Raw genomic sequence first — 21,812 nt, forward strand, 5'->3', positions numbered from 1 at the left:
AAAAACAGCAACCGCGCTGATGTAAATGCAGAATTCTTATGGAAGCTTGAAAAGGAAGTGCTTCTGGGGAATGCTCTGGGCAGCTGGAAGAAGCCTTTGCCGACCACATGCAGATGGGGATTTAAATCGGCTGAGTGCCGGGGGACGAATTGACGCGCCATGATGAACAGCTGCGCCGGTGACGCCGAACTCGCCGTTTAACGAAAGTGGACCGGCGTCATTCGAAGCGGCGAGCCGGTATGTTGTCTGACCGGCTCACCCTGCTATCTTTGCACCCTACTTTGCCAAGTCGACGTTCTGAAACTCATATTCGCTGAATACCGACATCTTGAAGCCGATCACTTCCTTGCGTACCCCGGCATAGCGTAACGAGTGCGCAATGTTGATCCATGGCGTTTCTTCGTGCACGATCAGTTGCGCCTTTTCATAGAGCCTGGCGCGTTCGGCCTGGTTTGGCGTCAGCTTGGCGTTCTGGATCAGGCCCTCAAACTCCTTGTTGCACCAGCGCGCCTTATTCCCACCGCCCTTGACGCCATCGCAACCCAGCAGCGTCGCAAAAAAATTATCCGGGTCGCCGTTATCGCCATTCCAGCCATACATCATCAACTGCTGTTCACCTTGATTGCTGCGCTTGACGTATTCAGCCCAGTCATAAGTGGTCAGCTTGGCCCTGACGCCGATTTTTGCCCAGTCCGCCTGAATCAGCTCGGCCATGCGTTTACCATCCGGGTTATACGGACGGGTTGCCGGGAGGTACCATAGCTCGACCTCAACGCCGTTCGGATAACCGGCCTTGGTCAGCAGTTCCTTCGCCTTGAGCGGGTCATACAGGTAGTCTTTGACCTGGTCGTTGTAGGACCAGAGCGTCGGCGGAATCGGATTTTTTGCGGCCTGACCTGCACCTTGATAGACGATTTTGAGAATGCCCTGCTTGTCGGTCGCCATATTCAGCGCCTGCCGCACCAACTTGTTATCGAAGGGTTTTTTCTCGACGTTAAAGGCGATATAGCCGACGTTCAAGCCTTCCTTGCTCAGCAGCGTGATGGCTGGGTCGGCTTTGATCAACGGAATATCCGCCGGTTTTGGCAAGGTCATTACCTGGCATTCGTTGGCCTTGAGCTTGGCATACCGTACCGAAGCATCCGGCGTAATCGCGTAGACCAGATTATCCAGCTTTGGACGGCCGCCCCAGTAGGCGTCAAACGCCTTGTAACGGATGACGGCATCCTTCTGATAAGACACGAACTGAAATGGCCCGGTGCCGACCGGCTCGCGGTCGATCGCTTCCGGCGTGCCGAGCGCCTTCATTTTCGCGGCATATTCAGCCGACATGATCGAGGCGAAATCCATCCCCAGATTGGCGACAAACGGTGCTTCCGGGTGCTTCAATCTGAAGACGACGGTGTAGTCGTCAAGTTTCTCCACTCTGTCGATGATTTTATCCATCCCCATATCCAGGTAATAGGCAAAACTCTGACCTGCCGGCAACTGGTGGAACGGGTGATGCGGATCGCCCATGCGGTTGAACGAGAACAACACATCGTCGGCATTGAAATCACGCGTCGGCTTAAACCTGGCATTGCTCTGGAACTTGACGCCCTTGCGCAATCTGAAGGTGTACGTCAGCCCATCGTCAGACACCTTCCAGGATTCCGCCAGCGCAGGCCGAATCCTGGTGCTGCCGATTTCGAATTCGACCAGTCGGTTGAACACCGGCACCGATGAGGCCTGAAATGAAATGGCGGTGGTATACAGCTGCGGATCGAATCCTTCCGGGCTGCCTTCTGAACAAAACACCAGTGTCTTGGCGGCCATAGCGAAACCGGCATGGACGCACAGCAGCATCAGCAGGCCGGCCTTGATCATCGATTTCCCCTTATGTCGCATGCTTGGCTTCCTCTCTATTGATTGAATACGGTGAGAGTAAATATACCGTGCCTGCTATGGCTTGGACACTGTATTGAGGCGCGGCAACCAAAAATCGTTAGTGCATGCAAAAAAAATGGACGCCCATGGCGTCCGCTGATGTCAAACTCCGGTCTCGATCAAGGCTTATCGGTCGGCGCATTTGGCTCATTGAACGGACTGACAGTGTTCACGCCGCCTGATGTGCCCATGATGTCGTCGTAGGGAATCTGCGCCATACGAAACGGATACACACGGGGCGACGGAAAACTGTCCGGCTCCTGCGCGATATCCGGGTTATCGACCAGGGCAGGTCGAATCCTGGCACGATCGGCGCTCACTTCGTCTGCCGTATACGGTTTCGATGCGGCGTCGTAGCCGGTGTACCCTTCCTGCCGCCATTCCTCTGCCTGCTTTTCGATATCCAGGGCTCCTGCGCTGAACAAGGCAGAGCGGGCCACTGTCACGAGTGCATCGTCGGCAACCGTGATCGCTACCACCGCGAAGCCGCGCCGCACGGCTTCTGAATAGTGATCGATATCGTCATGGTCGCGACCAAACAGGCTGCTCAGGAAGTCGCGGATGCTGCCTGTCAAGCCCAGGCTTGCATGGCTCGCTATGTTCGCTGCCGAAGAATCCCCCTCGTGTATCCGAATGTGAACATCCGCGGAGTCGAAACCTGAGGAAATGAGGTCCTGCTGTGCGCGCTGTGCGGCCTGATTATTCTCGAAAACACCGACGACTGTTTGTGACATGGGGTCTCCTTATCTTGTCCTGACGCCACACCACATGGCGGGTGATCTGATGGCGCGATCATCGGCAAATACCGCTTTCCGACGTAAAACATATTCTACTCGTCATCGCCCGTCATAGTCGTTTTGCCTCCGTGCGCCCTTGCTCTTGCTGTCAGGCCGGCTTGCCGTCGCTTTCTTTATCGGCTTGGGCGCGATGCATGCGTGCTTTGCTGTCCATTACGTGCTGATACATCGCCTTTCCCGCTGCCTCGGGGTCACCTGACGCAATCTGGTCGACGATATGGCGATGTTCACGGGTGGAGACCGGCAGATTGCCTTCTTGCGCCAGCGTTTCCCGGCGATATAGATTCAATTCATTGACCAGCCGCTGGTAGATTGCCATCAGTTTTTTATTGTTAGTAAACTCAACCATCGAGTCATGAAAACGCAGGTTCAGCAGGTAATACGCGCTCAAATCCTTTTTTTCAGAGGCCTCATCCATTGCCAGGATTACCGCGCGCAACATATCAAGCTGTTCGGGCTTGATATGTTGGGCGAGACGGCGCCCAACCAGTTCGTCAAGTGCCGCACGTACATCATAAATTTCGGCGGCTTCTTCGACAGAAATACGCCGTACGAAAACGCCGCGGTTTTTTTCCAGGCGCACCAGGCCGGATTCTTCCAGCGCCCGAAATGCCTCGCGCACCGGGCCGCGGCTTACGCCAAGTTGTTCAGCGATGGCGACCTCGTTGAGCTTATCCCCCGCCGCAAGTTCTCTGGAGAGGATCATGCGCTCTATTTCCCTTTGCACCAGCATCGGCAAGGAATTGTTTTGAAGTTGAGCGATGGTTGTCAAATATTGGATATCAGCGGCCATGTTGCAATATAGTCCGTTCGAAAACGGCAGGAAAAGTGAGTAAATTGAGACGGTTTGAACGGCTCATCGGCGCTCATCGGCGGTACCGCATTGTAGAGTACATCAGCGCCGCTGGCGGCCGCCAATTAACTGTGCGATGTCAGAGAACAATTCATTGTTAAGGCGCTGCGGAAGATCGATTGCCAGGCTGCGCTGGTAATAGGTGCTGAGATCGAGGCCGACACCTAAGCCGCAGATGGTTACCTGGCCAAGGCCTTCCTGGCGGGCGACGACTTCTTTTAGATGATTGGCAAGATAGAAATCGTCATTTGCCAGGCTGGTGGCGCTATCCATCGGGCAGCCATCGGAAATCACGACCAGGATGCGCCTGTCCTCGTTGCGCAACTGCATGCGATTGCAGGCCCAGTCGACCGCCTCGCCGTCGATACCCTCGCGGTACAGGTCCGCTTTTAACAGTGCAGTGATATCGGGGCGGGCGCGGCGCCAGGTCGTACCCGCGTCCTTGCATACCATATACATGAGCTCATTCAGCCGTCCCGGGGATTTAGGGGACCTGGCCCGTATCCAGTCCCGCTGCGCCCTGCCGCCGTTCCAGGCGCCGGTGGTAAATCCCAGGACTTCGCTCGTCACGCCCGCTTGTTCCAGCGCACGCACCATGACATCGATCATGATGGTAACCGGCTCGGCATGCGCCTTCATCGAACCGGAGCAATCGACCAGGAAGCTGACCAGGCAACGCGCATCCGGCTTGAACTGTTCCTGCCGAAACAGCCGGCGTTCCGCCGGTGAACTGATTAACTGCGCCAGGCGACGGCCGTCGATATAGCCGTCCTCTTCGCCAAAGGACCAGCCGTCGCGTTGCGGCAAGGCAAGCAACATCGTCAACTGGCGCACCAGGCGCGGGAGGTTGATATTCAGCTCGGAAATACGCTGGTCTATCCTGTCGCGGAACTCCCTCAGCAGTTCCTTGCGAACCAGCGAGCTGGCCGCAACCTGACTATCGTATGCGGTGGTAAATATGGCGTAACCGTGCTCCGCTTCGTCCAGCACCTTGCTCTGACCGGTGGCGGCGACGGCAATCGCGTCGGTCTCGTCATTGTCGAAGTTCAGCAGCAGCCTGAACGCGCTCTTGCTGTCTTCGCTCTCCTCGCGTTTTTTATCATCGCTCTGCCCTTCGTTCACAGTACGAATCATCTCGCCGACCATGCCGGCGATGGAAAGTGCATGGTGCGCATACGCGGCCTGATCGCCGCAATGTCGGCGCAGGCCCAGCAGATCCCCGCCCAACAACGGCGCTATTGCTGCCCGCGTACTTTCGATGATGTCTTCGGTCTTTTCGAGAACCGGTTGGCCGGTGAGGCGCGACCAGCAGATTTGAAAGAGTGTATACAGCAGGATGCCGGGGGCATTCTCGGTCAGGCCGGACTCGTGGAAAGCGTGCGACCATGCTGCAAACCGATGGCGCAGGTTCTGCGTCATTCCCGGCATTGTGGCGGGCGCCAAGGTCTCGACCCGCAACTGTTCCAGCAATTCGAAAATCAGGCGTTCTACCGGCTGGGCGGGACAGAATTGGCGGTGCGTGACCGGGTTGGTATATTGCAGGCGCAACGCAATGCTATCCGCCGTCCCCCGGAACGAGGAAAAGTCGTCGCTCTCGTGATCCGGCTGCAGGTGGGCTGCGTGCACCGGCAGCGCGCGTTGCCCCTTACGCAGACGGCCGCCGCGGTAATGGACGTCTGGCTCCCCGCTGAGTGAGCGAATGATGGCCGCGCACAGCTCCTCGATTTTCTGCTGCTGGCGCGTCCTGTCACGGACTGTACTCACTATGCGCCTCTGATCTCGTGCAGGTGCGACTCTGCAAGTTCTTCGCCGAAACAGCGCTGAAAGTATTCGGCGACAATGCTGCGCTCGGCCTCCTCGCACTTGTTCAGAAAAGAGAACCGGAAAGCTAGCGCCGTATCGGGGAATATCTCGCAATTCTCGGCCCACGTAATCACGGTGCGCGGCGACATCAGGCAGGATAAATCGCCGGCGGCAAATCCTTTGCGCGTCAGTTCAGCGACTGCCACCATCGCCTCGACCAACTTACCGCCCTTTTCATTGGCGTACGCCGGCACCCGCGCCTGCACGATAGCCACCTCCTCGCTGCGCGGCAGATAATTCAGCGAGGCCACAATATTCCAGCGGTCGATCTGGGCGTGATTCAGCACCTGGGTACCGTGATACAGGCCGTTGAGGTTCCCGAGACCGATGGTATTCGAGGTCGCGAAGAGCCGGAAATAAGGGTGCGAATGAATCACCCGGTTCTGATCCAGGAGCGTGAACTTGCCGTCCCGTTCGAGGACGCGCTGAATCACGAACATGACGTCCGGCCGGCCGGCGTCGTATTCATCGAAAATCAGGGCCATCGGGCGCTGCAGGGCCCAGGGCACGATGCCTTCCTGAAATTCGGTGATCTGTTTATCGTCGCGGATGACGATGGTGTCTTTCCCTACCAGGTCAAGGCGGCTGATATGACCGTCCAGATTGACCCTGACGCAAGGCCAGTTAAGGCGCGCCGCCACCTGTTCGATGTGGGTCGATTTGCCGGTGCCGTGCAGGCCCTGCACCATGACCCGGCGATTCCGGGTAAAGCCGGCCAGGATTGCCAGTGTGACATCGGAATTGAAGCGATAAGCATCGTCGATATCCGGCACATGCGCATCGCGTTCGCCGAATGCCGGCACCTTGAGATCGGAGTCAATGCCGAACAGCGTCCGCACTGACACCATATGATCGGGCTTGACGTAGGTTGTAGCCGTCACAATTAGCTCCTGACGTTCATGGTTTGACATTCAATTCTGAGGATGTCTCGGATTCGATGGCTGCAAGCGCCCGTGCTGCGCGCTGTAATGCCGGCAGGAAATGCAACGCCTTGTCATGCGTCAGGCGCATGATTGGCGCCTGTATCGCCACCGCCAGATTGGAGCGGCCGGTCGCGCTGGGAACCAGTACTGCGACACACAGCAAACCGGGCAGGAATTCCTCGTTATCGATTGCATAGCCATTCCGCCGCACTATTTCCAGTTCTTGCTCCAGCTTGGCGGGATCGGTTTCGGTTTTGCTGGTGTACTTGGTCATCGGCATATGCGCCAGCAGGCGTCGCCGTTGCGCCGGCGTCATCTGGGCCAGGAACAGCTTGCCGGTCGATGAGCAATGCGCCGGGACCCGTGACCCCGGGTGTAAATAGAAGCGCAATGGCGCAGCTGTTTCCATCCGGTCCAGATACACCACTTCACTGCCCGTAAATGCGGTGAGATTGCAACTCTCGCCCACCTCTTCCACCAGTTGCCGCAGTACGCTATGGCGCGCGCCGTGGTAGGTGTTATTAATCAGCAGGTTCGACGCCAGGCGCCGCAGGCGAACCCCGGTACTGTAGTGACGGCCGTCGCCCTCCCTCTGGATCACCCCCACACCTTCAAGCTGTTGCAGCATCCGGTGCAAGGTCGGCTTGGGTAATCCGGTTTCTTCGACCAGCCCCTGCAGCGAAAAGGGTTGATCCTTTTCAGCAATCACTTCCAGCAGCGCGAACAGCCGCATGGTTGGTGTGTCGCCGTCGATTTTTTCAGGTTCGAGATTGTGCATAGGAATGATATTCATGGTGGCCTAATTATAGAGTTATTTGAATTTTAAACGCAAATTGTCTCGGAATTTGTAAAAATAGTTTGACGCATGGTTTTTTATGCCTTAGATTACTCTAAATATCAAATATCGGAACTTAATGTACTACTTTCAGTGTAATTACTCCAAAGGAGACAGAATATCATGACCGACCAAGTATCCCAAGCCAACCGCACGGTCACCGTTGGCCTGCAGAAGATGACCCCCTCCGAAGCCATGGTGGAAACCCTGGTGGCCAATGGCGTGACTGACATGTTCGGGATCATGGGGTCCGCTTTCATGGATGCCATGGACATTTTCGCCCCGGCCGGGATCCGCCTCATTCCGGTGGTCCATGAGCAGGGCGGCGGCCACATGGCGGACGGCTACGCCCGGGTCAGCGGCCGCCACGGCGTGGTGATCGGCCAGAACGGCCCCGGCATCAGCAACTGCGTCACCGCCATCGCGGCGGCCTACTGGGCGCACAGTCCGGTGGTCATCATTACGCCCGAGACCGGCACCATGGGCATGGGGCTGGGCGGCTTCCAGGAAGCCAATCAGTTGCCGATGTTCGAGGAATTCACCAAATACCAGGGCCACGTGACCCACCCGGCGCGCATGGCCGAGTTCACCGGCCGCTGTTTCGATCGCGCCATGTCCGAGATGGGGCCGACCCAGCTGAACATTCCGCGCGACTACTTCTACGGCGAAATCAAGGCGGAAATCCCGCAACCCAGCCGGCTCGACCGCGGTGCGGGCGGCGAGAAGAGCCTGGATGAGGCGGCCGAACTGCTGGCGCAGGCCAAATTTCCGGTCATCATCTCCGGCGGCGGCGTGGTCATGGCCGATGCGGTCGAGGAATGCAAGGCCTTGGCGGAGCGCCTGGGAGCACCGGTCGTCAACAGCTACCTGCACAACGATTCGTTCCCGGCCAGCCACCCGCTCTGGACCGGCCCGCTCGGCTATCAGGGGTCGAAAGCGGCCATGAAACTGATGGCGCAGGCCGACGTGGTGATCGCGCTGGGCTCGCGTCTCGGGCCGTTCGGGACCCTGCCGCAACACGGCATGGATTACTGGCCGAAGAACGCCAAGATCATCCAGATCGATGCCGACCACACGATGCTGGGGCTGGTCAAGAAGATTTCGGTCGGGATCTGCGGCGACGCCAAGGCGGCCGCAGTCGCCCTGACCCAGCGCCTGGCGGACAAGACGCTGGCCTGCGACGCGACCCGTGCCGCCCGGGCGGCGCAGATCCAGGCAGAGAAAGATGCCTGGGAGAAAGAGCTGGATGGCTGGATCCATGAGAAGGATCCCTACAGCCTCGACATGATCGCCGAACAGAGCAAGGAACCGGAGAAGTACCTGCATCCGCGCCAGGTGTTGCGCGAGCTGGAAAAGGCGATGCCGGCCGATGTCATGGTGTCGACCGATATCGGCAACATCAATTCGGTGGCGAACAGTTATCTGCGCTTTGAGAAGCCGCGCAGTTTCTTCGCCGCGATGAGCTTCGGCAACTGCGGCTATGCCTTCCCGACCATCATCGGCGCCAAGGTGGCGGCCCCGCACCGTCCGGCGATTGCGTATGCCGGCGACGGCGCGTGGGGCATGAGCCTGATGGAGACCATGACCTGCGTGCGCCACAACATTCCGGTCACGGCGGTGGTGTTCCACAATCGCCAGTGGGGCGCGGAGAAGAAGAATCAGGTGGACTTCTACAACCGGCGCTTTGTGGCCGGTGAGCTCGACAACCAGAGCTTTGCCGGGATTGCCCGGGCGATGGGGGCCGAAGGGATCGTCGTCGACCAGCTCGAAGACGTCGGCCCGGCTCTCAAGAAGGCCATCGACATGCAGATGAACGAGGGCAAGACCACCATCATCGAGATCATGTGCACCCGCGAACTCGGCGACCCGTTCCGGCGCGATGCGCTCAGCAAACCGGTACGGCTGCTCGAAAAATACAAGGATTACGTTTAACCGGGACGCAACACGCGCGCCGCTCGCAATCGGGAACGGCGCGCGCTGTCACAAAACACATTTCAGGAGCATGCCATAGCATAAAAAATGTAAAAGCCCGAGCGAGTCAGCAGGCCGGATTGCGGCGATCAGTGCATATCTGCGGCTTTAACAAGTGGTGGCAGAACTTCAGACCAGAAAAAATCAACCAATACCACTTACGTAGATAAGGCGGAGACATGAAAAGCATCTTCAGAGTAAGTCCAGCTCCGGCGCTTCCAGTGGCTGGCGCCGGCTTATCCGCCCGAGAGGCCGTTAAGCCATGAACGATACCTACGATTTCATCGTGGTCGGCGCCGGCTCCGCCGGTTGCGTGCTCGCCAACCGGCTGTCGGAAAACGGCAACTATTCGGTCAAGCTGCTGGAAGCCGGGCCCAAGGATAGCTATCCTTGGATCCATATTCCGATCGGCTACGGCAAGACGATGTTTCACAAGGTCTACAACTGGGGCTTCTATACCGAACCCGAGCCCGCGATGCACAATCGCAAAATGTACTGGCCACGGGGCCGTTGCCTGGGCGGCTCCAGTTCGATCAACGGGCTGATCTACATCCGCGGCCAGGCCGAAGACTACGATCACTGGGCGGCGTTGGGAAACAAGGGATGGGCCTGGAAAGACGTGCTGCCCTATTTCATCAAGTCGGAGCATAACTCGCGCGGCGCCAGCATGTACCACGGCGCCGACGGTCCGCTATGGTGTTCCGACATCGAGGAAAAGCACGAGTTGATGGATGCCATCATTCGTGCAGGGGAAGAGCTCGGCGTACCCCGCAGCAACGATTTCAATGGCGCCAGGCAAGAAGGTGTCGGCTATTACCAGCTATTCACGCGCCACGGCTGGCGCTGCAGCACCGCGGTCGGGTATCTGCGCCCGGCAAAGAAGCGCTCGAATCTGCAGGTTGAGACCGGTGCGCATGTGACAGGACTGATTTTCGAAGGAAGCCGTGTCGTGGGCGTGCAGTATGAGCAGCATGGCAACACGCTCAAAGCCCATGCAGCGCGCGAAGTCATCCTCGCCGCCGGCGCCCTGCAAAGCCCGCAACTCCTGCAGCTGTCCGGCATCGGTCCCGGCGCGCTGCTGCAATCGCTCGATATCCCGGTGGTCAAGGACTTGCCCGGGGTCGGCGCGAACCTGCAGGATCACTTGCAGTTGCGCATCATGTACAAAGTCAGCAAGGCGATCACCACCAACGACGAATTGCGTAACCTGTGGGGCCAGATGCACATGGGCCTCAAGTATGTTTTCCGGCGCCGCGGACCGCTCGCGATAGGCATCAATCAGGGCGGACTCTTCACGCGGGTGCTGCCGGAGTCCAAAACGCCGGATATCCAGTTTCACTTTGCCTCTCTCTCCGCCGAGATGGCCGGTGCCAAGCCGCATGCATGGTCCGGCTGCACCTTCTCGGTCTGTCAGCTGCGGCCTGAGTCGCGCGGAACGGTCATGATCAAATCGCGCAATCCAAGGCAGGCGCCGGCGATGCAGCCGAACTATCTGTCGACCGAGCGCGACCGCCGTTGTGCTGTCGAGGGCATCAAGTTTGCGCGCAAGCTGGCGGCCACCTCCGCACTGCGCCCCTACATTGCCGAAGAGTATCGACCGGGCGCCACAGCCAGTAGCGATGACGAGCTGATCGAATTCGCCCGTGAGTATGGCGCGACGATTTTTCACCCCTCGGGCACCTGCAAGATGGGGTCGGATCCGATGGCCGTCGTGGACGAACGGCTGCGCGTGCACGGCATACAAGGTCTGCGGGTCGTGGATTGCTCGGTGATGCCAACCCTGGTGTCGGGAAACACCAACTCGCCGGTGGTCATGATGGCGGAGAAGGCCTCCCACATGATCCTGGTGGATGCAAGACGCGCGCGCGCATCAAGGGCATCGGCAAACAATGCGTTTCCTGTCGGCGGCCAATAGCGCTATGGCGGGGACATTTTTATTCACACTGGAACAATCATGATAAAACATCACCATCTCGATCAAATTATTCAGCGCGCGAAGGCCTTGGGACCGGCATCCGTAGCGGTGGCGTATCCGTGCAGCGCGACTTCGATCGAGGCGGCTGTGACGGCACAGAGTATGGGCCTGATCGAACCGATCATGGTTGGACCGCGCAGCCGGATCGAAGCGATCGCCAGGGAAAACAACCTCGACCTCGGCACAATCGCATTCCTTGAAACCGGCGCAGATCCGGTCGCCGCCGCGCGCGCAGCGGTCGGGCTATGCAAGGACGGGCGCGCCAGCGTGATCATGAAGGGCAGTCTGCACACCGACGAGCTGCTGGCTGTCGTAGTCGGCAAGGACAGCGGCTTGCGCACCAGCCGCAGGATGAGCCACGTCTTTGTCTTCGACCTGCCGAACTACCCCAAGCCGTTGCTGATGACCGATTGTGTCGTGAATATCGCCCCGGCGCTGATGGAAAAGCGCGACATCCTGCAAAACGCGATCGATCTGGCCCACGTGCTGGAAATCGAACGTCCCTACGTTGCCATTTTGTCCGCCGTGGAGACCATTAACCCGGCGATACCCGGCACGCTGGAAGCGGCGGTGCTCAGCAAGATGGCCGAGCGCGGGCAGATTACCGGCGCGATTGTCGATGGGCCGCTGTCTTTCGACGTCGCCATATCGGCAGTGGCGGCCCACATCAAAGGGGTCGAACTGCACAGCACGGTCCGTCCCGACATTCTGCTGGTGCCTAATCTGGAAGCGGGAAACATGCTCTACAAGCAGCTCATCTACCTTGCCGATGCAGAGTGTGCCGGCGTGATTCTGGGCACGCAGGTGCCAATCGTATTAACCAGCCGTGCCGATTCACCTGCAAGCCGAATCGCCTCCTGTGCGCTGGCTGCGGTGGTTGCCCACAGCCATGGAATGGAGGCGCTATGAACACCGCAAGCGTTTGGCATCCTGCAGCGATGCGCCGTAGCTGGCCCGGGGTGGCGGTTGCCGTCGTGATTGCACTGGCGGCGACCTACGTATCGACAAGTTACGGCGGACCGCAGTTGTTGTATGCGCTGTTCTTCGGCCTGGCATTCCATTTTTTATCGCAAGATCCTACCTGCAGACCGGGTATCGAATTCTGCAGCAAGACCGTGCTGCGCACCGGTGTCGCGCTATTAGGCGCGAAGATCACGCTGGCGCAGATTGGGTCATTGGGCATCGCGCCGATTGTGACCGTCATCTGCGCCCTGGTGACAACCATGTTGTTTGGCTGGGGCTTGTCGAAATGGCTGGGACGTCCGGCCGCCGAAGGAGTGCTGTCGGGCGGCGCGGTCGCCATCTGCGGGGCTTCTGCAGCCATGGCGATCGCCGCTGTGTTGCCGCAGACTAAGGAAAACGAGAAATTTACGCTCTTGACCGTAGTCGGCATTACGGCCCTGTCAACGACGGCGATGATCGTGTATCCGCTGCTGGTGAAACTGATCGGGCTCGATCCGACGCAGGCCGGTGTTTTTCTGGGCGGCACCATTCATGATGTGGCGCAAGTGGTCGGCGCCGGCTATCTGATTTCGAATCATACCGGCGAGATCGCGACCTTCGTCAAATTAACGCGCGTGGCGTGCCTGGTCCCGGCGGTGCTGGCACTCTCGATCATCTTCAAGGGCCGGGGCGGAAAAGCCGATATTGGCGGCCAGCCGCTGGTGCCGGTGTTCCTGATCGGATTCATACTGCTGATGATCGTGAATAGTTTTGGCGTCATACCGTCTCAGGTCGGTACTGTGCTCAATACCGCCTCGCGTGCCTGCCTGGTCACGGCGATTGCCGCACTCGGCGTGAAAACCTCGTTTCAGGCATTGGCGTCGCTGGGTTGGCGGCCGGTCGTGATGCTGGTCGCTGAAACGCTGTGGATTGGCCTGTTCGTATTAATTTCCCTGCTCTTCGTGCACTGATATCCGGCCGATCAGATGGGAAATCGGGGTAAAGTCGATGCACATGCGCGACAGGAAGCGGCAGCGCGCTTGCATTTTTATGAAAATACAGGAGAGACAACGATGGATCACCCATTCAAACCATCCCGGCGTCAGATCATGCAGGCAGGCCTTTACGCAGCAGGTGCGGCGCTGGTCCCGGGGCTCGCCGCGGCTGCCGGAAGGGTCAAGCTGCCCTTCGCAAACGGCGAGCGGGAACTGGTCGCCTACCCCGAGAAGCGCCCGCTGATCGTGCTGACCTCGCGCCCGCCGCAACTGGAAACACCGTTTTCCGTATTCAATGAAGGCGCGATCACGCCCAACGACGCCTTTTTTGTGCGCTACCACATGGCCGGGATTCCGACCTCGATTGATCCCGACACCTACCGTATCCGTATCGGCGGCAAGGTGGACAAGCCATTGGAACTCTCCTTGCATGACCTGCGCACCAAATTCACAGCGATCGAGTACATCGCGGTGAATCAATGCTCCGGCAATAGCCGCGGTTTTTTCGCGCCGCGCGCCAACGGCGGGCAGTTGGCGAACGGTGCGATGGGCAATGCGAAGTGGGTCGGCGTGCCGCTCAAGGACATACTTACCATGGCCGGCGTGGCGGCCGGTGCGCGCCAGGTGACCTTCAACGGCCTGGATCATCCGGTGCTTGAAAGTAGCGCCGATTTTATCAAGGCGCTGGATATCGAGCATGCGAGCGACGGCGAAGTGATGCTCGCCTATCAGATGAATGGCAGCGATTTACCGATGCTCAACGGCTATCCGGTGCGCCTGATTGTGCCCGGTTACTATGGCACCTACTGGGTCAAACACATCAGTGACATCACGGTCATTGACGGCATTTACGATGGTTACTGGATGAAGTCTGCCTATCGGATACCCGACAACATCTGCCATTGCGTCGAACCGGGTGCCACGCCGACCAAGACCACACCGATCAACCGCTTCACTATTCGCTCCTTTATCACCAGCCATGCGCCCGGGACAACGGTGCGCGTCGGGCGCGAAACCGTGGTCAAGGGGATTGCCTTCGACTCGGGCCAGGGCATCCGGGAAATCGCTTTCTCCGAAGATGGCGGCCAGACCTGGCGTCAGGCGCATCTTGGCAAGGACTTGGGCCGCTACTCGTTCCGTGAATGGGCGGTCTCCATCAAGCCGACCAGAAAAGGCGTGCTGGACTTGCGGGTGCGGGCCTTTAACCGCCTTGGCGAAACCCAGCCGATGGAGGCACTGTGGCAACCGACCGGCTACATGCGCAACGTGGTCGAATCGGTCAAAGTCAACGCCGTCTAGGAGCTATTCCATGAAAAAACCATTCTCCGTCGTTGTCACCATGTCCGCGTTGTCCGCCCTGCTCATGGGAACTTCCGCCACCGTCCCGGCGAAAGACATCACCCTGCCGCCAGAGACTATCGCGTGGCGTGAGTCGACTTTGCCGGGCTATCAAAAAGTGTTGCAGCAATGCATGACATGTCACTCGGCCCTTTACGCAGAATATCAGCCAACCACCACGACGCGCGGCTATTGGGAGGCCCAGGTCAAGCGCATGAAAAACGTCTTCAACGCACCGCTGGCGGATGCCGACATCCCGCTCATTACCGACTACCTGGTCAACACCTATAGCGTCGAAAGAAGCAGTCCGCCACCCAAACTCGGCGCTGCCGTAACCCATTCAACGCCTGCAATCGCGAAAACAGCCGATGCAAGCGCCCTGCTGCAAAACAATGCATGCCTAAGCTGCCATGCCATCGACAGGAAGCTGGTGGGTCCGGCTTACAGGGAAGTGGCTGCCAAATACAGCAACGACAAAGACGCGCTCGGCAAGGTCATGGCGAGTATAAAAAATGGCGGCAGCGGTCGCTGGGGAGCGGTGCCGATGCCGCCGTATGCCGGACTATCGGCGGACGAGCTTGGCGCTTTGGCGAAATTCGTTTTAGAACAAAAATAAGCGCAAAAACAAGCGCAAAAATAGACGCGCTCGCGCATGAATTTCAGGTTGTATGGAAATTCGCAGCTAATGATGTTCTCTCTTCTGACAAGGAAAATTCAATGAATCAGCATGCTATCGATCAAGTGCAAACGCCAGATGATTGCCTGACCATCGCAGGCCAGACCTACCGCTCACGCCTGCTGGTGGGGACCGGAAAATACCGCGACTTTGCCGAGACCCGCGCCGCCGTCGATGCCAGCGGCACCGGCATCGTTACGGTGACGATCCGGCGCGTCAACATTGGCCAGGACGAGAATGCGCCCAGTCTGCTGGACGCGGTGCCGCCCTCCGAATTCACGATTTTGCCGAACACCGGCGGCTGCTACAACGCGCAGGATGCGGTGTACACCTTGCAACTGGCGCGGGAATTGCTGAACGGCCACAAACTGGTCAAGCTCGAAGTGCTGGGCGACGAGAAGAGCTTGTTCCCCAACATGCCCGAAACGCTGAAAGCCGCCGAAATATTGGTGCGAGATGGCTTCGATGTCATGGTGTACTGCAGCGACGATCCGATCCAGGCCAGGCTGCTGGAACAGATCGGCTGCGTCGCGGTGATGCCGCTGGCCTCGCTGATCGGTTCCGGCATGGGCATCCTGAATCCGTGGAACCTGTCTCTGATTATCGAGCAAGCCAGCGTTCCGGTGCTGGTCGATGCCGGGGTCGGCACCGCTTCCGATGCGGCGATTGCGATGGAGCTGGGTTGCGACGGCGTGCTGATGAACACAGCGATTGCCGGCGCCCGCGATCCGATCGGGATGGCGCGCGCCATGCGGCTGGCGGTAGCCGCCGGACGCGAGGCGTATCTGGCCGGACGTATCCCGAAACGCTTTGCGGCGTCGCCATCGTCGCCGATGGCAGGACGGATTAATTGATTCGGCCAAGTGTGCTGATGTTTACCGCGCGGTCACGCTGACTGCGGGAGACTTATCCCTTCAGCGGCTCGCCGTGCAGGTATCCAGAACGAGGCCGCGCAACCAGCGATGCGCTGGATCGGCATCTTGCCGCGGATGCCAGAGCAATGAAATCGTGACCTCCGGCGCGGGGACCGGAAGGGGAAAACTATACATTCCGGCGCGCAGGTTTCCGCTTTGCCATGCGGGAACACTGGCGATCAGGTCGGAGGCCCGAGCTAGCGCCAGTGCGGCCGAAAAGCCTTCGACGATGGTGGCGATCTCTCGTTCCAGCCCGAACGGCTGCAAGGCTTCATCAATCGCCCCCCGGTCGAGACCCCGCCGCGAGACGGAGATGTGCCTGCCGCTCGCATAACGGGCAGGCGTGATTTCGCCCTGGCTCAACGCGTGCCCCATTCGCACGACGCCAATGAAACGATCCCTGAACAACGCACGTGTACGAACTTCCGGACCAGTCGTCTTCCCCACCACGCCAGTCTCCAGATCGACGCTTCCGTCGCGAAGAGACGTGCTCTCTTTGTTTGTTTTCTGCACGAAGCAGAGCCGCACCCCGGGAGCCTGCTCGCCGACGCGAGCAATGAGATCCGCTCCGAAGTTCTCGACAAAGCCGTCGCGGGTACGCAGCGTGAACGTCCTGACGAGCTGTTTGAGATTGAGCTTGTCGGCAGGACGGAGAACCGCTTCTGCATCCTCAACGAGCTGACTGACCCGCTCGCGCAGTTCGAGCGCTCGGGGTGTGGGAACGAGGCCTCGTCCGGCTCTGACCAGAAGTGGATCGCCTGTCGTCTCTCGCAATCGCGCAAGCGCACGGCTCATCGCCGACGGGCTAAGCCGCAACCGTCGGGCTGCGCGCGCAACACTCCCTTCCGCGAGTACCGCATCGAGAGTGACAAGCAAGTTGAAATCCGGGGTCGACATGCATGGATTTTAGCGCGGTTTGTTCTTGATATGGCGTCAAACGCATGAATAAAGTGCAAATGCTGCGTCTTCCGCCATGCTAAACAAAGGGCTATGGTTCAGATAACTCCATGTCGAGAGTTGCCAAAAAACGGAGTGCATTTTGAAGACTATCATTGCAAAACGAGATGAAGTAGCAGTTGGAAGTGCCGGAAGTGTGGAAGGCACTCCTTCGGTGCGCTGGGCGCTGGCCAGCCTTGCGCTATCCATGCTGCTGTCCTCGCTCGGCACCAGCATTGCCAATGTCGGCTTGCCGACGTTGGCACAGGCGTTCAACGCCTCCTTCCAGCAAGTCCAGTGGGTCGTCCTCGCTTATCTCCTCGCCATCACCACCCTGATCGTCAGCGTCGGACGGCTCGGTGACATGACAGGCCGCCGACGGCTGCTACTGGCCGGAATCTTACTGTTCACGGTGGCCTCGGTCCTGTGCGGCGTCGCGCCCACGCTCTGGCTGCTGATTGCCGCCCGGGCGGCGCAGGGGCTAGGCGCGGCCATCATGATGGCCCTCACCATGGCGTTTATCGGTGAGACGGTTCCGAAGGCAAAGACCGGTAGCGCCATGGGGCTGCTCGGAACGATGTCCGCGCTTGGCACCGCTCTCGGTCCATCGCTCGGCGGCGTTCTGATCGCCGGACTCGGCTGGCGGGCAATCTTCTTCGTCAACGTAGCGCTGGGTATCCTGACTTTCCTTCTCGCCCAGCGCTACCTGCCCGTTGATCGCAGGGGGCCGAAGGCTGATCGGGCCGGCTTCGACCATGTGGGCACGCTACTGCTTGCCCTGACGCTCGCGGCTTATGCTCTTGCGGTGACGGTTGGGGGCGGTCATTTCGATCGGCGCAACATGGCCCTGCTGTTGGCCGCTGTCCTTGGAGGCAGCCTGTTTGTGCTTGCGGAGGCGAGAGTGGCATCGCCATTGATCCGATTGGCGCTGTTCCGCGATCCCGTGCTGAGTGCGAGCCTGGCCATGAACGCGCTGGTCTCGACGGTGATGATGGCGACGCTGGTGGTCGGGCCGTTCTACCTATCTCGTGCGCTCGGGCTCGCAGCCGCTCTTGTTGGACTCGTCTTATCGGTGGGCCCGATCATCTCCGCACTGAGCGGCGTCCCGGCTGGTCGTATTGTCGACCGTTTGGGCGCGCCATTCATGGCCATCGTTGCACTCATCGTCATGGCGGCTGGTGCATTTGCGCTATCCGTGCTGCCGGCGCTGTTCGGCATTGCGGGCTACATTGCTGCCATCGCCGTCTTGACCCCCGGTTATCAGCTGTTCCAGGCAGCCAACAACACTGCCGTCATGCTGGATGTCCACCCGGACCAGCGCGGCGTCATTTCCGGCATGCTCAGCCTGTCGCGCAATCTCGGGCTCATCACCGGTGCCTCTGTGATGGGCGCAGTATTCGCGCTCGCAGCGGCGACAACCGACATCACGATGGCGCGTCCCGATGCCATTGCCGCCGGCATGCGTAGCACGTTCGCCGTCGCGGCGCTGATGATCGTCGTCGCGCTCGCCATCGCGATTGGCGCTTACCGCCGCACATTACGCAATCGGGCAATTGCTCCACCAGCGAAGTGGCTGGCGGATAAGGGCGATTCAAGATGAACTCGCGGCCCTTTGACCCAGCGCGAAGGTCATGTCCTGTTTGCCAATTGCAGTTGCCCGTCCACTCTACGATTCAGACCAAGCGGATTGCCGGTCTTAAGCGCATCGGGCAATAGCGACTCCGGCATATCCTGGTAGCTGACCGGACGCAAGAAACGGAAAATGGCCAGGCTGCCTACCGAAGTCGACCTGCCGTCGGACGTAGAGGGATACGGCCCGCCGTGCACCATCGCGTGACCGACTTCAACACCGGTACCAAATCCATTCACCAGAATCCTGCCGACACGACGCTCCAGCGCCGGAAGCAATGCCTGCACGTCGTCGTGATCGGCTTCATCGATGTGAAGCGCCGCCGTTAGCTGACCTTCGAGCGCTTCGACAATGTCGCGCAGCGTTGCCAAATCCGGGCAGCGTACCAGCAGAGACGATGCGCCGAAGATTTCTTCCCGCAATTCCGCATGCTGTTGGAAGGCCTCGGCCGTGGTCGAAAACAGCGCAGCCTGCCCTTGATATTGCGCACCGCTTATTCCGCGTTCCTCAGTGATCACATCAGGATGCGCGAAAAGCGCTGCGGCGCAGGAATCGTAGGCTTTGTGAATACCCGGCGTCAGCATTGTCGCTGCCGGTGTTTTCCGCAATGCTGCCTTGGCCGCTGCGATGAAACGATTCAGATCGGGGCCGTCAATGGCGAGCACCAGGCCAGGATTCGTGCAGAACTGTCCCGCTCCCATCGTCAACGATGCGACGAATGCCGTGCCGATCGCTTCGGCGCGGTTGGATAGCGCATGCGGGAACAGCAATACCGGATTGATGCTGCTCATTTCCGCATATACCGGGATCGGTTCGCTTCTGGCTGCGGCGATCGTCATTAAAGCCGTGCCGCCAGCGCGCGATCCGGTAAAACCGACCGCCTTGATGCGACGATCGGCAACCAGGCCCTGTCCAATGCCGCGGCCGCTGTCGAAGAGCAGCGAAAATGTCCCTTCCGGCAAACCGCAATCCTTGACCGCCTTTTGAACCGCGCGCCCGACCATTTCGGAGGTACCTGGATGGGCGGAATGGGCCTTCACGACTACCGGGCATCCAGCCGCAAGGGCCGATGCAGTATCGCCACCCGCTACAGAGAAAGCGAGGGGAAAGTTACTGGCGCCAAAGACTGCGACGGGGCCGAGCGGAATGTTGCGCAGTCGCAAATCCACCCGCGGCAACGGCTTGCGTTCCGGTTGTGCCGGGTCGATGCGGGTTTCGAGGAAGTCGCCGTTTCTGACGACAGCCGCAAACATGCGAAGCTGGGTAACGGTGCGTCCGCGCTCGCCCCCAATGCGTGCGCGTGGCAAACCGCTTTCATTCACGCAACGCTCAATCAATGCATCGCCGATTTCCAGAATATTCTGCGCTATTGTCTCCAGAAATAACGCGCGCTGTTCGAGCGCGGTTTCCCGGTACTGGTCGAATGCCTGCCAGGCCAGTGCACAGGCCTGTTCAAGATGCTCGGGCGTGGCGCCGCCGAACGCGGGTTCCATTGACTCTCCCGACGCGGGATTGATGGCCTTGAAAAAGCCATTGTTGCCGCGTACAGCCCGGCTGCCGATCAGCAGTTCACCTGAAACATGCATGTTCAACTCCTCAAAAAATTAAAAATTCCTATCAATCCGGCAGAACCCGACGCCCGTGACAGGCGAGGGTCAGGTGACCGTGCCGAGCTGCCACGGCAAGAACTCGTTCTGTCCATAGCCGTGCAACTCGCTTTTCGTGGCACTGCCGGACGCAACATCGAGCATCATCCGGAACAGCTGCCGGCCAACCTCGTCAATGCTCTGGGTGCCGTCGAGGATGGTTCCGCAATTGAGGTCGATGTCCTCCTGTTGGCGGTTCCAGAGCGCAGTATTGGTCGACAGCTTGAGCGAAGGCGACGGCGCGCAGCCATAGGCGGAGCCGCGCCCGGTGGTGAAGCAGATCAGGTTGGCGCCGCCCGCCACCTGGCCGGTGGCCGACACCGGGTCATAGCCCGGCGTGTCCATGAACACCAGCCCATGGCGCTCGACCTGCTCCGCATATTCATAGACTTCGACCAGATTGCTGGTGCCGCCTTTTGCCACCGCGCCTAGCGATTTTTCAAGTATCGTCGTCAGCCCGCCCGCCTTGTTGCCGGCCGATGGATTGTTGTTCAGGTTGGCGCCGTTGCGCGCGCAATGGGCTTCCCACCAGCGGATGCGGGCAATCAGTTTTTCGCCGATTTCAGGATGGGCGACACGGCGTGTCAGCAAATGCTCGGCACCGTAGATTTCGGGCGTCTCCGACAGGATCGCGGTGCCGCCGTGCTGTACCAGGATATCCACGGCACGGCCCAGGGCGGGATTGGCGCTGATGCCGGAGTAACCGTCCGAACCGCCGCACTGCAATCCGACTTTCAGATGCATGGCGCTCACCGGCTCGCGCACTATCTGGTTCGCTTCGGGCAGCAGCGCGTTTACCTGCGCGATGCCGGCTGCCACCGTGCGTGCGGTACCGCCGCTGTCCTGGATGACCAGGGTGCGCAGCTTCGCGCCGGCGTTCAGGCCTTGCGATGCCAGCAGCCCGTCGATCTGATTGGTTTCGCAGCCGAGGCCGACCATCAGCACCGCTGCGAAATTCGGATGACGCGCATAGCCGCCCAGCGTACGGCGCAGCAGGGCCAATCCCTCGCCGCCGGAATCGACTGCGCAACCCAGGCCGTGCGTCAACGCGACCACGCCGTCCACATTCGGGAATGCTGCAAGGGCTGCGGGATGAATGTCGCGCCGGAAATAGTCGGCGATCGCCCTGGCCGCCGTCGCGGAGCAGTTGACCGAGGTCAGAATGCCGATGTAATTACGCGTGGCGATGCAGCCGTCGGGCCGGACAATGCCCAGAAACCGGGCAGACGCATCGGTGCCGGCGGAGGGCCTGGCATCCACGCCAAATGCATAATCGCGGTCGAAACTGCCCATCGCCAGGTTATGGGTATGCACATGCTCGCCGGCTTCGATCGGCTTCGCCGCAAAGCCGATAATCTGGCCGTAACGCCTTACCGCCGCGCCTGCGTCGATGGAGCGGAGCGCCAGCTTGTGGCCGGCGGGGATGAGTCCGCGCACGGTGAGTTCCCCTTCGGCGATGCGCATGCCCGTTACCAGTTGCTGGCGCGCAATGACGACATCGTCCTCTGGATGCAGGCGGATAACAGGCTCCGCCAAAGCGGGCTGGCGCGCCGGAGCGGCGATTGCTTCAGGTTTACTCTCAATATTCACAA

17 protein-coding genes are annotated in these 21,812 nt (G+C 59.6%); 8 read left to right on the top strand and 9 right to left on the bottom strand.

Annotated features, from left to right (window positions below; translation table 11 throughout):
• Positions 1-276: 276 nt before the first annotated feature.
• The 6 genes from AC3CHX_RS11525 to AC3CHX_RS11550 all read right to left on the bottom strand — a co-directional run bounded on the left by AC3CHX_RS11525 (position 277) and on the right by AC3CHX_RS11550 (position 7,155).
• Positions 277-1,887, bottom strand: a complete 1,611-nt coding sequence (locus AC3CHX_RS11525; protein ID WP_488644142.1) for an ABC transporter substrate-binding protein — start codon at positions 1,885-1,887, stop codon at positions 277-279.
• Between the two features lie 158 nt (positions 1,888-2,045).
• Positions 2,046-2,660, bottom strand: a complete 615-nt coding sequence (locus AC3CHX_RS11530; RefSeq protein WP_488644143.1) for a hypothetical protein — start codon at positions 2,658-2,660, stop codon at positions 2,046-2,048.
• Between the two features lie 151 nt (positions 2,661-2,811).
• Complete coding sequence (locus tag AC3CHX_RS11535; RefSeq protein WP_488644144.1) at positions 2,812-3,516, bottom strand: phosphonate utilization associated transcriptional regulator; 705 nt, start codon at positions 3,514-3,516, stop codon at positions 2,812-2,814.
• Between the two features lie 102 nt (positions 3,517-3,618).
• Positions 3,619-5,340 (bottom strand): cobaltochelatase CobT-related protein, encoded by a 1,722-nt coding sequence (locus AC3CHX_RS11540; RefSeq protein ID WP_488644145.1) that lies wholly within the window; start codon positions 5,338-5,340, stop codon positions 3,619-3,621.
• On the bottom strand, positions 5,340-6,320 hold the full coding sequence (locus AC3CHX_RS11545; protein WP_488644146.1) for an AAA family ATPase: 981 nt from the start codon (positions 6,318-6,320) through the stop codon (positions 5,340-5,342). The genes AC3CHX_RS11540 and AC3CHX_RS11545 overlap by 1 nt, the downstream gene beginning before the upstream one ends.
• Positions 6,321-6,336: 16 nt before the next feature.
• Positions 6,337-7,155 carry an IclR family transcriptional regulator gene (locus tag AC3CHX_RS11550; RefSeq protein ID WP_488644147.1) on the bottom strand — a complete coding sequence of 273 codons (819 nt, stop codon included), beginning with the start codon at positions 7,153-7,155 and terminating at the stop codon, positions 6,337-6,339.
• Between the two features lie 165 nt (positions 7,156-7,320).
• On the opposite strand from AC3CHX_RS11550, the gene xsc reads away from it, so the two are divergent.
• The 7 genes from xsc (at position 7,321) to AC3CHX_RS11585 (ending at position 15,948) form a co-directional block, all read left to right on the top strand.
• A complete protein-coding gene (gene xsc / locus AC3CHX_RS11555; protein ID WP_488644148.1) occupies positions 7,321-9,129 on the top strand; it encodes a sulfoacetaldehyde acetyltransferase in 1,809 nt (602 codons plus the stop codon).
• A 301-nt stretch (positions 9,130-9,430) separates the two neighbouring features.
• Positions 9,431-11,083: a GMC family oxidoreductase gene (locus tag AC3CHX_RS11560; protein ID WP_488644149.1), complete on the top strand. Its 1,653-nt coding sequence runs from the start codon at positions 9,431-9,433 to the stop codon at positions 11,081-11,083.
• Between the two features lie 39 nt (positions 11,084-11,122).
• Entirely contained in the window at positions 11,123-12,052 is a 930-nt protein-coding gene (locus AC3CHX_RS11565; RefSeq protein WP_488644150.1) for a bifunctional enoyl-CoA hydratase/phosphate acetyltransferase, read from the top strand.
• Positions 12,049-13,056: a YeiH family protein gene (locus tag AC3CHX_RS11570; RefSeq protein WP_488644151.1), complete on the top strand. Its 1,008-nt coding sequence runs from the start codon at positions 12,049-12,051 to the stop codon at positions 13,054-13,056. The genes AC3CHX_RS11565 and AC3CHX_RS11570 overlap by 4 nt, the downstream gene beginning before the upstream one ends.
• 102 nt (positions 13,057-13,158) lie before the next feature.
• Positions 13,159-14,379, top strand: a complete 1,221-nt coding sequence (gene sorA / locus AC3CHX_RS11575) for a SorA family sulfite dehydrogenase catalytic subunit (protein ID WP_488644152.1) — start codon at positions 13,159-13,161, stop codon at positions 14,377-14,379.
• Between the two features lie 10 nt (positions 14,380-14,389).
• Positions 14,390-15,034, top strand: coding sequence for a SorB family sulfite dehydrogenase c-type cytochrome subunit (gene sorB / locus AC3CHX_RS11580; RefSeq protein ID WP_488644153.1), 645 nt, complete (start codon positions 14,390-14,392; stop codon positions 15,032-15,034).
• 101 nt (positions 15,035-15,135) lie between these two features.
• The gene (locus tag AC3CHX_RS11585; RefSeq protein ID WP_488644154.1) at positions 15,136-15,948 is read left to right on the top strand and encodes a thiazole synthase; all 813 of its coding nucleotides are present in this window, start codon (positions 15,136-15,138) and stop codon (positions 15,946-15,948) included.
• 60 nt (positions 15,949-16,008) lie between these two features.
• Here the strand turns inward: AC3CHX_RS11585 and AC3CHX_RS11590 are convergent, their stop codons facing one another.
• Positions 16,009-16,905 (bottom strand): LysR family transcriptional regulator, encoded by an 897-nt coding sequence (locus tag AC3CHX_RS11590; protein ID WP_488644155.1) that lies wholly within the window; start codon positions 16,903-16,905, stop codon positions 16,009-16,011.
• Positions 16,906-17,056: 151 nt separating this feature from the next.
• Between AC3CHX_RS11590 and AC3CHX_RS11595 the strand changes: the two genes are divergently transcribed.
• Positions 17,057-18,544, top strand: coding sequence for an MFS transporter (locus AC3CHX_RS11595; RefSeq protein WP_488644800.1), 1,488 nt, complete (start codon positions 17,057-17,059; stop codon positions 18,542-18,544).
• A gap of 29 nt (positions 18,545-18,573) precedes the next feature.
• Here the strand turns inward: AC3CHX_RS11595 and AC3CHX_RS11600 are convergent, their stop codons facing one another.
• Positions 18,574-20,160 carry an aldehyde dehydrogenase (NADP(+)) gene (locus tag AC3CHX_RS11600; RefSeq protein WP_488644156.1) on the bottom strand — a complete coding sequence of 529 codons (1,587 nt, stop codon included), beginning with the start codon at positions 20,158-20,160 and terminating at the stop codon, positions 18,574-18,576.
• A 69-nt stretch (positions 20,161-20,229) separates the two neighbouring features.
• Entirely contained in the window at positions 20,230-21,804 is a 1,575-nt protein-coding gene (locus AC3CHX_RS11605; protein ID WP_488644801.1) for a UxaA family hydrolase, read from the bottom strand.
• Positions 21,805-21,812: the final 8 nt, after the last annotated feature.

Source organism: Glaciimonas sp. OK215 (assembly GCF_057787885.1).

Bases quoted from the DNA above. Each gene is read 5' to 3' on its own strand.
- AC3CHX_RS11525 (WP_488644142.1), bottom strand. From the start codon at position 1,887: ATGCGACATAAGGGGAAATCGATGATCAAGGCCGGCCTGCTGATGCTG.
- AC3CHX_RS11530 (WP_488644143.1), bottom strand. From the start codon at position 2,660: ATGTCACAAACAGTCGTCGGTGTTTTCGAGAATAATCAGGCCGCACAG.
- AC3CHX_RS11535 (WP_488644144.1), bottom strand. From the start codon at position 3,516: ATGGCCGCTGATATCCAATATTTGACAACCATCGCTCAACTTCAAAAC.
- AC3CHX_RS11550 (WP_488644147.1), bottom strand. From the start codon at position 7,155: ATGAATATCATTCCTATGCACAATCTCGAACCTGAAAAAATCGACGGC.
- xsc (WP_488644148.1), top strand. From the start codon at position 7,321: ATGACCGACCAAGTATCCCAAGCCAACCGCACGGTCACCGTTGGCCTG.
- AC3CHX_RS11560 (WP_488644149.1), top strand. From the start codon at position 9,431: ATGAACGATACCTACGATTTCATCGTGGTCGGCGCCGGCTCCGCCGGT.
- AC3CHX_RS11565 (WP_488644150.1), top strand. From the start codon at position 11,123: ATGATAAAACATCACCATCTCGATCAAATTATTCAGCGCGCGAAGGCC.
- AC3CHX_RS11570 (WP_488644151.1), top strand. From the start codon at position 12,049: ATGAACACCGCAAGCGTTTGGCATCCTGCAGCGATGCGCCGTAGCTGG.
- sorA (WP_488644152.1), top strand. From the start codon at position 13,159: ATGGATCACCCATTCAAACCATCCCGGCGTCAGATCATGCAGGCAGGC.
- sorB (WP_488644153.1), top strand. From the start codon at position 14,390: ATGAAAAAACCATTCTCCGTCGTTGTCACCATGTCCGCGTTGTCCGCC.
- AC3CHX_RS11585 (WP_488644154.1), top strand. From the start codon at position 15,136: ATGAATCAGCATGCTATCGATCAAGTGCAAACGCCAGATGATTGCCTG.
- AC3CHX_RS11590 (WP_488644155.1), bottom strand. From the start codon at position 16,905: ATGTCGACCCCGGATTTCAACTTGCTTGTCACTCTCGATGCGGTACTC.
- AC3CHX_RS11600 (WP_488644156.1), bottom strand. From the start codon at position 20,160: ATGCATGTTTCAGGTGAACTGCTGATCGGCAGCCGGGCTGTACGCGGC.